Raw genomic sequence first — 12,325 nt, 5'->3', positions numbered from 1 at the left:
GAAAACACTCAACTGGCAATCACCACGAAAGGTTTTTCAGCAGTTTGCAGTGTTCGGTTAATTCTTGCAATCTACCACATTCAATAAAGCAAGTGTTTTTTTTTTTGTAATTTATTTGAGAAATTAAGATGTTAAAAAGCCTTAAAATAAATTTTAAAAACTTTGAGCTCAGCTACATTACAAAAATATTTCAAAAAATCACCGTCTGATTAGACACCAAGTACATGGTTTGCAATCCACCCATACCAATTCAAGTTGACATAACGGCTGCTATCATAAGTAACGCTATATCAACGTTTAAAAGCACTAAAAAATAGTTCATTTTCAAAACCTTTCACAAAGTCCTTAAAACGCCTATTTCATCACAGCACTTTTAAAATTTCACAAGCCAATCAATTTTAGACCAATCTTTTAAATGCACTAATATAGTTATCGAGTGTTGCTTGGGAACTCTCAATATTTTTTATCAACTCTACAATGTCCTGATCAAAATTAAAGACATCAACATCTCTTATTTCTTGAATAAGTTCCAACGCTTTGTCGTTTTCAATAGCGCCACTTTCAATATCAATGTTCTTAACGATATTTCTAATATTAGCCATTTCAGTTGCATCAATCGACCGTAACTTACCCAACATCAACGACATACTTCTTGAAGCATTTATTAAACTCAATTTTGTACGTTGAATTATGACAACATCTTCTGCCATTAGGCAACCTCCCTTTTGGCTATCTGTTCACGCATGTATTCATGTAGATTAAAATCTTTTGGTATCTCTGGTGCAAAGAATGAGCGTACTTCTTCATTACCTGATTGTATAAAGCCCCAACCCTTTAAATCATTTGAGAGTGGGTGGAACTCCTTTTGTGTGTCAGGGAACATCATACGCTTCACTTCTGGCGTAGGAACGCCCATATTGATACGTAAATTCAATTGATTTCTTATTGACGTTGGTAAACTATCTGTGCCGGGTCTCTGCATTCCGATTAAAATATAAAACCCTAGTTCACGACCAAGCATTGCAATTTGGCTCATCTTTGACATTGCTAAATCAAAATTTGTTCGTTCATCAGACCCATAAGGCAAACTATCGCCCATTTCAGTAAACGCCCCAAACTCATCAAAAATCAGAAAACTAGGTGCAAAATTAAAATCAAAATATGACCCAATCACGCCTTTAGACTTTTTGCGTTCCATAATTTCAGCCCGTTTCATCATCTTATCGTAGTAATCAGCAACACATTTTGTAATATCATTTATATCACTAAACACATGTCCTTCTAATTCTGGTAGATGCTTCAGACTAGCCAAATCAGAATTTTTAGGGTCGAGAATATCAACATATTTTGTCAACGTTAATAATTGACCAATAATTGAAAACATTGTATATGATTTACCAGTACCAACGTTTCCAGCAATCAAAGCATTGTAAAACTTATCAAACTTCCAATCAATACCTTTCGCCACTTGTAGTACCCCTTTTCTAGCTTTTAATTCCAACAACTTTCGTCTAAACTTAATTGGCTCAAATGCAAATGTACTTGTCATCTTATTCTTAGCAAATTCAGTGGTTTGTTTATCAGCCAACAAAGCTATCTCAACAGCCGTATCAAACTCGCCTTTAGAGAATTGTTGCATATACTTTTGTCCGTCAACTGGTTCTTCCAACAGAACTTGTCCTGTTTTAAATAAAAACTTAATTCTAATTTTTGGAAAATATTTAACAAACGTGCCATTTTCATCAGATGCCGTTTCAAAGTAACCTTTTGAAATAACCAACAAACTAATCAATTGTCTTAATTCAATAGCAGTAAAATAATGAGCCAACTTATTATCATGATTAACTGGGTAACGTTTATATAACCAATACAAACCCCAACCAAACAAACCAGTCAATAGAATACTTAAAACAATAGGCGACAAATACCACCAACTATATTGCCCTTGCATCAACGCTTGAAAAATATTCAAATACCAAAAACCAAAACAAATCGTTACTAAAAACAAGATAAAAAGCAAAGTCCTTTTAAATAAAGTCTTTGCTAAATATTGATCACTGTATTTAATTGTCTTAAACATCACACCACCTTATCAATTACCAGATAGAAAACGACGACACGTCAAGCCACTACCAGCCAATAAACGCCACTCAACTTCAATGTTTGAAACATCTGTCTTACCTGACTTCAAACATCTTTCAGCTTGTTTGTAAAAACCAAATAATTCATTATCATAAACTCTAAAACAAGATACACTCGACAAAAAACGATTATTCACTAAAAAATCATGAAATTCATCAGAACAACGCTTAGCATCTTTTACATCAGCAATAGTAATAACACCGCTCTCTCTATACTTCGGAAAATAAGATTGTTTAAATTCATCAACTGTTAAGCCAAACATTATCGTTCACTCTCCAATCTTTGCATCTCATCATTGATGACGTTACTATACATTTGATGTGCAAACTCATTCCTAAAGCGCTCAAATTTTTCAGAACTACCCTTAATCTCGTTCAAAGTTAGACTATGCTGGTCGGGATAAGGACTATCACTCGCATAATCTTGCCAAGTAATTTTACCATTAACATTGATAATCGCTTGTGCCAATAACAACACATTTTTTCGTATCATTCGATATTTTTTAAAAGCACTAGACATCAATTGACCCCCTACTATTCAAGTAATCTCTTAATTCAGCATAAGTATCGTTATATTCCAAATAAACACTAAACACACCCATACTGTCATAATAATAACCTGACTTCACAACCTGTCTCACTCTGCCAACAAAGTCTTCCAATGAAGCATCATGACCAATCAAAAGGTCTCGCAATTCTGGCTCAACACCAGATGCCACTAATTCTAAATACTTATTATGAAAATACTGATAAGCCTTTTCAGCTCTTTTTAGGACTTCTGGTGTCACATCTTGTCCTTCTTCATAACCTAGCGACATAGGCTGTAAATCTGCCATTGTAAAATCAACTTTGTTCATATTCCTTACCCCTATTTTCAACATCAATTCGTACAACATTTCGCTTTTTATCTAAAATAACTGTAATAGTAAAATCACTTGCTTCAATCTTCAACATAAGCAGTTTTTTATCAAAAGTAGTCACTGTATTACCAGTAATCACACCAGTTTTGTCTTGAATATCTTTTGATAAATCACTAGCCTGTGGCATCGTAAACGCTAGGTCTTTAGTCTTATAGATTTCCTTGCCTAAATCATCTAAAGCTTCAAAATCTCGATTGTGCCTAACATAGAAAAAAACAAAACCAAAACCAACTACCAAAAATAAAATTACATTTCCCATACTGTCCTACTTTCTAGGCATACTTTTCTTCTAACTTGGCACTTTCATTTGAGTTAACCGTCTTTAAGGCTGCCGTCCATTCATCAAAGAGTGAATGAATAACTACTTTACCAACTCGCCCATAAATATCTCTAAACAAACATTGTCCCTTTTTCAGGTTAGCTAACATTTCAATATTTGCTTTGGTTACTGGCAAATTAAACTGTTTCAAAATATTTTCACGATCATCAGAACTATCAAAGGCAAATAATTGCCCATACTGTCCGATACTTTCTTCATCATCACTATCTTTGACACGTTGTGTGGCGTAAAAAACAGCATTGTTTTCAGAACGCCCTAATCGCTTGATACTATCAAACACATTCTTACCAGCCTGTGAAGTCGTAAATATCCATGCTTCATCAATCATTTCCAAACTAAACTCATCTGGGTTTGCTCGACCAAACTTTTCTAAATATTTACCCAGCGCTAACATCAAAGCCATTGAATACTTTTGCGTTTCAGTATAAGTACGGCTATCTTGCTTAGCATTGGGTAGTTGCAAACCAGTAACTTCTAAAATTGTCCGTTGATCATTAAATTGCAAACTATCTGTTGAACCGTCACTAAAGGCTAAGCGCAACATCGTTTTTGGCACGATGCTTTGGTAGAAATCTGATAAATCTTTTTCTGCCTGCGAACCTTTAGCTAATTCATCAAAGACTGTTAAAGTCCCGACCTTTTCGCCTTGAATACGCATCGCACATACTTTACTAATCGAACGATTAAGCGCTGTCTCTAATTGAATATCTTGTGAAATTGGTCTGATTTGGACTAACATTTCTTTAACCAGAGTCAACACATCAGGTATATCATCTTCGGTACTCTGCTCATTCAAAGTTAGAATTGGGTCAAGTACCCCTAAATTATTTCTATCATTGGCATTTAAAGTGACAAAATGAAACGAGCTAATCAACTTACGGAAGTAAGGGTTTTTCTCAGTTTCCAATGCACGCATAAACCAACGGTGTATTTCTTGCTTAGGATCAATGTATAAAATCTTGACGTTAAACATTGCCATGTGGAGCAACAATAGTTTAAATAAAAAAGATTTTCCTTGTCCTGTATCGCCTGATAATGCAAGGTGGGGACTATCTGTTTTTGCACCCCTGATGCCCTTGTTGGTAATCACTAAATTGAGCAATAACAGTAATCTGGAAGATGCCACGGCTTGTTGAATAGTCTCAAACTTATCTAGGCTCAAAACACGTCCCACATAGAAACCAGTATGTGAACCTAAGGCTTGACTTGTTCCAAACATTAACTCGGCTAAAGCTGGCACAGTTGTGTATTGTCGCCATTGTTTGAAAACCCCTAAATTAACCGCTGGCAATGTTTGATATAATAATTGTTCTTGATTGAAACTTGGTTGATACAACTCAATATCTCGCTCAAAAGTCTTTAAACGTGTTTTAAGTTTATTGACTTTTTTCTTTAATTCTTTGACGTTCTCATCTCGAACCACTAAAATAACAGACCATTGCAAAAAGCCATTTTTATCATCAAGAACATTGACCAAATTCTTCGCCAATTTGTAATTCAATTCACTACGTTTGGAACTGTCTTCATCAGTATTAAAGGCATCTCGTAATTCATCACGATACTTTCCTTTTGATGATTTGGTTTGTTGTTTTAAACCACGCCAGCCGTCTCTTTGGGGAAAATTGATTTTGATATGCACTTCAACTGGAAATTTATATGATTGTATTTCTGGTAACACAGATAAAAATTGCATTTTGTCTGGCATATTCAAAATGAGATGCGTGAAGTAATCTTCGTTTTCATCTGTAATTCGTTTAATAAAGCCTGTTTGGGATAAATCAAACACTGTATCACGCATTGCCATAAGTGATTTTTCTTTTTCGTGATGATAAGGCAAACCAAGCATGGCGACTAATCTGTCTTCGTCCATTTTCTCGGCATCAATTGATTTCAAGATGCTCAACACATCTTCATTCATGGTATTAAAACGTTCAAAAAAACTATCATCAAACTTGACCTGATACCTAAATGTCTCTGCAATGCGCTTCATCACTAAATCAGTCACAAAACTAACTTTGTCTTTCAAGTCATCGCCAACGTTGATATTTTTAAGCTTAACCCCGATATAAAATTCATCAATAATGGCTGGGTTGAACTCACTCTCTAAGAGATTGACTTCTTCTTGACCGATATAATACTCGGCAACTTCCCTTAAATCATCAGCCCAATCATCACTCGTGCCTTGAATACGCCCAGCTAAGTCCATATCTTTAGGAATGAGTTTTAAATCAACATCATCATATTTTTGTAAACGCTCAAACACATCAATAAAACTATTTTTGTATTTGCGTTTATCTTCAACATTAGCGACATTGATTTGAAAAGGCTTAATCTTGTAATAAGCCCACACATCACCAATCGTAGTCAACAATAAGTTATCTCGATACTGCACAACAGGGTTTTCATATTTAACCGTTGCTTTTTTTGCCATGATTGATTAGCCTACCTTTCTGAAAAATTGTTAATCACTTGTACATCAGTTGAAACCACCCGCATATCTGGCTTATTTGGTTTCATAAACGTTGGTGTTTCTTGAACAGCAAACTCACTAATGTAATGCTTGTTATTAGGGTTTTGCACATTGATTGTTTGAATTTGCTTGTCAGCGTTTTTAAAATTCAAAACGTTATGCCAAAAGATTTTAGGATAGACTTTTCGACAATGTGAACACGTTGAACTGTAAAGCATAACTGCTTCATTATTCTTATTGATATGATCAACATCATTATTTTGAAAGTTCATTGATGCATAGGGTATAAAATAAAAACCAGCCACTAGTAACACAATGACTGGTAATACTTTATTGACAATAATTGTAATTGGTTTGGGTAACTGCTTTTTAGTCTCTTTCTTAGTATTATTACCCCCTTTAATATAATGCTTCATCATTCATACTCCTTACTGTATTTGATTGATTTTAATTGACGTTAATTTTTGACTTTTAATATCAAACCAGCCATGTATTAGGACGGTTTGATTGATTGCTTTTTGTGCTGTACCACTAGTTTTGACAACCACAGTTGCTAAACATTCGATTGTTTGATTATCTAAATCACTGGTATAACCTGTGGCTGTTTGATAGTCACTAGTTAAACCGAGATTATCAATTCGTGAACCACCTGTGGCATCTAGTCCACTATCAAATAATTGGCTTTTTTGGTCATCTGATAAACTTAAAATATCTGATACTTGATTAAATCGCTTGTCATAATCAGATTGACTACTAAAAGTATAATAAGCCTTTGCAAATTCTAATAACTTTCGTTTAGCTGTCGCATCATTGGCATTGTAAGTCGTTTGTAAGTTATCAATTTGTGTCGTGACATGCTTTTGTGTTTTAGCCACTTGCGACACTTCCTTTCTAACATCTGCTATCTGTGACCGTTTATGATTTGTGATTGACATTGCGATACCAAGACCAACCAAAAGCAAACCCATAATGCTAAGTAAAACCTTATTTTTCATTATCGTATGCCCCTTTCAAAGTTAGTCGTGACATATCAGTCACTTGTTTTTCATCCGTATCATAAGTGATTGTGTAAGCCACACTTTGTACATCACTCTTAGCAATAACTAGATATTCTACATCAGACCCCCAAGCATTTTTAAGCCCGACAAGTGGCACATCATAATGCGCCTTGTCACTAAACGTCACACTAGGCGCAAAGGTTTGTGTTAATTCGTTAATTACTTTTTGTGAAGCCAACCCTTTCAAAGCATCAGGATAAGTTGAAGTAGGCTGATTACTAAATGTCTTAACAAAATTAGTCACTTGATTAGTGCTATCACTAACCGTTTCTTGTTGCGATTTTGGACTTGATACAATCGTTTGTGATTTGACTTGATTAGCTTTTGCCTGTTTTAAATCAGCCTTAGCTTGTACTAATTGTTTATCCAAGTTAGGTATTTGATTAAATTGGACTAATATAATTCCAGCCAACACGAGACTAGCAAAGATGATTAAACGGCTATTTTTCATAATTAACACCTTTCTATTTTTATTGCTTACCTTGAATAAAAATTACGCCTTGACCTGCCGTTAATTCACGGAAACTAACTGTACCTGTTCCAGATGCCACAACATTACATTCACTAACTAAGAAATGTGTTTTGTCATCACTGATCGCTTCAACAACAGCTACGTGTCCATAAGTCGGGTCGGCACCATCTGCCCCTTGTGAGAAACTAACCGCCCAACCAACATGTGGCTGACTATCAGTTTTATACCCTTTAGCTTTAGCGTTCTTACCCCAATCAGCACCATTACCTAAGTAATTTTCTACTGGTGTGCCTAATGCTTGCATACGATTATAGGTATACCAAGTACATTGTCCGAATGGATAAGTGTTTGATGATGACGTGGCTGTGAAATTCGTGTCCTTAATTTTGCTTTTATAGGCACTAGGAATTTCTTTAACTGGCGAACCACTAGTCCCCATACCTTGCGCAACATTAGTAGCGCAACCATTTGAATTATTGGTTGTATTATCAGTATTTTGAGTTGTTTCTGTACCAATTGTGGCAATATCAACGGCTGTATCTGATGACCCATTGGAAAACTTAGCATACCAAGAACGAGCATAGCTTTGTCTAGTAGCTGTTGTCCCAGCACCACCACGTTCCCAACTAGCTCTTAAAAATTCTGTGGCATCATCAATGTTAGTCATTTTCAGACCTTGTTTTAATAAGTCAGAGTTTGTGCCGTCATGATTAAGCGCAAAATCGAACTGCACACTTGCATCAGTCCACGGTTTATTTTTAGACTTAGCATAATTGATTAACTCAACACGTCTTGAATTGTCCCATTGATTAAGACCAAAAGCATAACCACTTACTTTAGGGTTCATGGCTTGACTTTCACTGTAAGGCGCATTTGATTGTATCACGCTAGAATTAAAGCCACTCTCGTGTTGTGTATTGGCTAAATAACCAGCAATACCAGCTTCGGTCACACCTGATATTTTCTTTAAGTTATCATGTAAAGATTTAGCCACTGCTTCTTTATCAGCATTTGTTGTAACAGTTACTGTGGTATCTGTACTTTGACAGTCATTATTATTATCCTGATAAAAAAGTGCCATTACGATCAGTAACAGCACTAAGAAAAAAGCTAAATAAGGCGCTAAGAAAAGCAAACTTTTATGTTTGAAATGAGACACTAATTGTTTTTGCATCACAACTCCTTATCTAATTCTTTTTCCTCATCTTGCGTAATTTGTTCTTGATGATGAACTGCTTCATCAAAATTGCGTTGTTGCAATTTATCATCATCTACTGTCATTGATTTTGGTGTAACTGATTTAGCACTAGGCTTCAAAACTTGTGAACGTGCTTCACGTCTCTTTTCAGCAAGTTTTTCACTACTTTCGTCATCTAATACTCGACCACGATTAAACGCCCTGTCAGGCTCATTAGAACCTTTTCCATGATTATCTTCTGTGGCTCTGTCACGAATAAGATAAGGTGTGCGTTTATAAGTTGGCAAATCATCATCATCGCCATAACCACGTCTATCCGTATAATCTTCATAAGCAGAGTTATCAGGAACAATATTTTCTTCATCAGCATCTCTTTGACGTTGACGTTCTGCTTCATCAGCCAAACGTTCTGCACGTTCTTGTCTGCGTTGTTCTTCTAATTCACGCATTTCTTGCTCATCAGGTGCATTGCCACGTCTATCACGGTTTTCATCATAATCTTCATCATCTTTACCTTTTGACTTGTCTTCTGATTTGTCTTTAGCATGACGACCACTAAAGCCTTTGACATTTTCTAAGCCGTGTTTAGTTGAGTTGACCATTTCACTACCAGCTAACATTGCACGTTGTCCTGCTTGTGTGAGTTGAATTTTATTCAAAGCCTGATTTGCCATTGATGAACCAGTTACCGTTTGGACTAGGAATGATTTATTTTTCCAAAGCAAAACCATTAGGACAATATAGACAATTGAATTGAGTAGCGCACTAGCACTATTTGTGACTGGTACAATCGTATCTGTAACCGTGCCAACCCATGAAACAAACATAATACCAAATATCAGTCCGATTTTTGCGAATAACAAACCTAACGCACTTAAACCAGTTTTTAAAGCACTGTTTGAAAATCTTGGTAGGAGAGAAAGTAAAACTGTAAATGGAGACAAATAGTAAAGCAAAATTGCCCCTAATTGCAGTAGCAAATTAAATACCCCAATCATCAACAATGGTATACCATAAGCTAGTGACATAATTGGCGCCATAAGACCGACAGATGCTTGATACCATTCTTCACCACCATCTTTAGAGAGATAATCATTTGATTTTGCTAAGGCATCAACAACATCACTATCAGCTTTACCACCGATGAGACGATACGAACCATCTTTTTCGCTCGCATCTAAATTGGTTGTTCCAAAGTTCGCTATTGTGTAAGGACGTATAACTACCTTTTCAAAATAAGCTCTTCTGATTGCACTCTCAAATCTATCGCCACTATCAGTAAATTGTCCGTTAATATTGGACGTTTCAGTGAACATAGCCGTTTGAGCAGTTGACGTAAATTCATTAACTTTCGTCAAGACTGTACCACCAGCACTTATCCAAGCACTACCAATAATCGCTACTAACAAAACTGATAAAATGGCTTTCAAACCAGCACCACTTTTGACACTCTGAATAAACACCCACACAAGACCTAAACCAAAAGCAGTATACAATAACTGCTTAAAGACTTCACCAGCCCATGTTTGTTTGGTAAATTGTTGCACATTTGAGAAAATGTCGTTGATCCCTTGAGTGATATTGGTTAAATCAAACATCTTTGATAAAGCTGTATCAAACAATGGATAGATGATATAGAGATTTAATGACATAAACAAGCTCGCTACGAGATGCGCTGAACTTAAACCTAAATCTGTCAACGACCCTGATTGATAGTAAACCGTGAAGTTTTTTGAAATATTTTTATTAACCCAATCAATGTCGTTATATTTTAGTTTGTCTTTAATTGTTTTTTCGGTGTGTGTCGGTTGGGTTGTCCCCTCATAGACTGACTTGCCGTTTGCCTTATCCTTTGCCAATGCTTCTTTATCCGACTCACGTTTTGCTTTTCTTAAAGCTGGTGTATCAACAGTCAAGGCATAAACAGGTTGAGGTGCAATCATGAAGCTACTGACTACCAGTGAACTAAACATTGACCCAATCACGAGCAATAATATAATTGATTTTTTCATCATTTCCCTTTCTTAGTGCAATAAAAAAACACTTACAAGTTTTGTAAATGTTTGCTTTATAGCTTATTTAGATAATTTTTCCCATGTATAAACTAGCCATGACGGTTGGTAATTTGTATCATAATTTACGCCACTATTGACAATTTGATTGTTTTTTAAATCATATACAACAGCGGTTGTGGCTTCATTAGTCGAATGCCCGTTTTTGAACAAATTCTCAACCAACAAATTCTTATCTTTGTTATAGTAGACTTCGATTTTTGCTATGTCGCCACCGTCTTCGGACGTATCCATCATATAAGATATATCCGCACCAGTACTATTTTTTAAAGCCTTATCTAAAGTAGCCTTATCAATCAAATTCTTGTTACTATAGGTGATTTTGTAATCTTTACCCTCGACATATTTTTTGGCACTTGATGATGCTTTTTCTGAACCACTTGATGTTTTAACAGTCGATGTTTCTGTTTTGTTTGTAACGTGCATATGTGTCATTGCATAAAGCATGTATGCTCCAAAAACAACAACTAAAAAACCGATAATAAGAATTGGTAATGTTAGTATTTTGGACTTAACAGGTTTTTCATCTTTTACTTCGTCTAGTAATTTTTGTTTTTTGATGTCTTTTGACATTGTAATTTCTCTCACATCTCGATTTGTTATATCCATTTTAACACACCACCTTTTTCATTGTCTTTTTGAATTTCTTACGCATCTGCTGGTACTGCCCCAACTTGCCCTATCGCTTGATTGACGATGCCTTAATAAAAGCATGTTTGACCATGCTCTTTAAATTTTTTACTTACAGTATCATGTACTGCTTTGAATTACTATTAACACGCTTTCCCTGATACAATTGATTTTTTCGAAACCAAAACAGCCAAACATAAGTCACTAAATATCTGATCGTTGTTTCAAATGGTAGATTATCTCTTTTAAGTTGACTGTCTAAATAGTAAACAGCTACTTCACTGACTATCATTAACCCAAAACCTAAACTAAGATACTGCATGTGAAACCAACCTAAGACATAACTAATGAAAGCCGTGATGATTAGCGTGATTGAGAACAAGTACAAAAATCTTGTATCAACCATAATTGGTAAACGCATGCCTTTACCAATTTTACTAAACTTCGCTGAATTGATATAAACTCGTCGATAATTAAACATCTTAACCACCAATACCCTTAACCCAATTTAGCAAAGCATTCAAAATACCACTAAACGCCTGTAAACTATCTTGCGGTCCATTGACGAAGAAATAAACTAATGCACCGATAAAAATTGACATCCACATATCTTTAGATTCATTTTTGCCATAATGCATTAACGCACGTCCACCAGCAATAACAACCGTACCAACTAACAATAAAGATTTAATTGAATTATAAAAGTCCAATCTGATACCTCCTTTCTAAGCCTGTAAAAACTTTGTGACAAAGTATGTAGAATTTTGTTTTTTTAATTCTAAATAAATTGTCTGCACTTGCGTAATATCTGAACCATGTACTTTAACTGTGATTTTAGTAGTGACAATTGGTTTATCTGCTGAACCAGTGACTTTAATATCACTCTCATCAAGGTTAACCAAATCTACTGCATTATCTAAGCCCACAGGGTTATTCATGAACAATGACATATCCTTAGTTGAACTAGAGACATATTTTTGTACGAATTGCTTGGTAAACTTTTGAACCTTTGCCGTGATCGCTT

At 35.4% G+C, this 12,325-nt stretch carries 16 protein-coding genes; all 16 read right to left on the bottom strand.

From position 1 onward, the window contains the following. Positions 1–398: 398 nt before the first annotated feature. Entirely contained in the window at positions 399–710 is a 312-nt protein-coding gene (locus IEU71_RS09040; protein ID WP_004912184.1) for a hypothetical protein, read from the bottom strand. Continuing rightward, positions 710–2,080: an FtsK/SpoIIIE domain-containing protein gene (locus IEU71_RS09035; protein ID WP_004912182.1), complete on the bottom strand. Its 1,371-nt coding sequence runs from the start codon at positions 2,078–2,080 to the stop codon at positions 710–712. Before IEU71_RS09035 ends, IEU71_RS09040 begins: the two co-directional genes overlap by 1 nt. Positions 2,081–2,092: 12 nt before the next feature. Continuing rightward, positions 2,093–2,404 carry a hypothetical protein gene (locus IEU71_RS09030; protein WP_004912180.1) on the bottom strand — a complete coding sequence of 104 codons (312 nt, stop codon included), beginning with the start codon at positions 2,402–2,404 and terminating at the stop codon, positions 2,093–2,095. After that, the gene (locus IEU71_RS09025; protein WP_004912179.1) at positions 2,404–2,661 is read right to left on the bottom strand and encodes a hypothetical protein; all 258 of its coding nucleotides are present in this window, start codon (positions 2,659–2,661) and stop codon (positions 2,404–2,406) included. The genes IEU71_RS09030 and IEU71_RS09025 overlap by 1 nt, the downstream gene beginning before the upstream one ends. Then, positions 2,654–2,998: a hypothetical protein gene (locus IEU71_RS09020; RefSeq protein ID WP_004912177.1), complete on the bottom strand. Its 345-nt coding sequence runs from the start codon at positions 2,996–2,998 to the stop codon at positions 2,654–2,656. Before IEU71_RS09020 ends, IEU71_RS09025 begins: the two co-directional genes overlap by 8 nt. Continuing rightward, complete coding sequence (locus IEU71_RS09015) at positions 2,985–3,320, bottom strand: hypothetical protein (RefSeq protein ID WP_004912176.1); 336 nt, start codon at positions 3,318–3,320, stop codon at positions 2,985–2,987. Before IEU71_RS09015 ends, IEU71_RS09020 begins: the two co-directional genes overlap by 14 nt. A gap of 13 nt (positions 3,321–3,333) precedes the next feature. Continuing rightward, positions 3,334–5,832 carry an ATP-binding protein gene (locus IEU71_RS09010; protein ID WP_004912173.1) on the bottom strand — a complete coding sequence of 833 codons (2,499 nt, stop codon included), beginning with the start codon at positions 5,830–5,832 and terminating at the stop codon, positions 3,334–3,336. An 11-nt stretch (positions 5,833–5,843) separates the two neighbouring features. Further along, positions 5,844–6,287 carry a thioredoxin domain-containing protein gene (locus IEU71_RS09005; RefSeq protein WP_036058478.1) on the bottom strand — a complete coding sequence of 148 codons (444 nt, stop codon included), beginning with the start codon at positions 6,285–6,287 and terminating at the stop codon, positions 5,844–5,846. A 12-nt stretch (positions 6,288–6,299) separates the two neighbouring features. Continuing rightward, positions 6,300–6,866, bottom strand: coding sequence for a hypothetical protein (locus tag IEU71_RS09000; RefSeq protein ID WP_036066667.1), 567 nt, complete (start codon positions 6,864–6,866; stop codon positions 6,300–6,302). After that, positions 6,856–7,380, bottom strand: coding sequence for a hypothetical protein (locus tag IEU71_RS08995; protein ID WP_004912165.1), 525 nt, complete (start codon positions 7,378–7,380; stop codon positions 6,856–6,858). The genes IEU71_RS09000 and IEU71_RS08995 overlap by 11 nt, the downstream gene beginning before the upstream one ends. 19 nt (positions 7,381–7,399) lie before the next feature. Continuing rightward, a complete protein-coding gene (locus IEU71_RS08990; RefSeq protein WP_004912163.1) occupies positions 7,400–8,575 on the bottom strand; it encodes a phage tail tip lysozyme in 1,176 nt (391 codons plus the stop codon). Next, a complete protein-coding gene (locus tag IEU71_RS08985) occupies positions 8,575–10,611 on the bottom strand; it encodes a CD3337/EF1877 family mobilome membrane protein (protein WP_004912160.1) in 2,037 nt (678 codons plus the stop codon). Before IEU71_RS08985 ends, IEU71_RS08990 begins: the two co-directional genes overlap by 1 nt. Before the next feature lie 63 nt (positions 10,612–10,674). Beyond that, positions 10,675–11,244, bottom strand: a complete 570-nt coding sequence (locus IEU71_RS08980; RefSeq protein ID WP_241888899.1) for an alanyl-tRNA synthetase — start codon at positions 11,242–11,244, stop codon at positions 10,675–10,677. Between the two features lie 169 nt (positions 11,245–11,413). Continuing rightward, positions 11,414–11,782 carry a hypothetical protein gene (locus IEU71_RS08975; protein WP_004912154.1) on the bottom strand — a complete coding sequence of 123 codons (369 nt, stop codon included), beginning with the start codon at positions 11,780–11,782 and terminating at the stop codon, positions 11,414–11,416. A 1-nt stretch (position 11,783) separates the two neighbouring features. Beyond that, positions 11,784–12,011, bottom strand: a complete 228-nt coding sequence (locus IEU71_RS08970; protein ID WP_004902671.1) for a TcpD family membrane protein — start codon at positions 12,009–12,011, stop codon at positions 11,784–11,786. Between the two features lie 15 nt (positions 12,012–12,026). After that, positions 12,027–12,325: conjugal transfer protein (locus IEU71_RS08965; RefSeq protein ID WP_188349644.1), on the bottom strand; the 299-nt coding region annotated here is incomplete at its 5' end.

This window comes from Leuconostoc falkenbergense (assembly GCF_014634805.1).
GTDB classification, from domain to species: Bacteria; Bacillota; Bacilli; order Lactobacillales; family Lactobacillaceae; genus Leuconostoc; species Leuconostoc falkenbergense.
The sequence above is the reverse complement of the archived record's forward strand: the minus strand, read 5'-3'. Positions and strand labels throughout refer to the sequence as shown.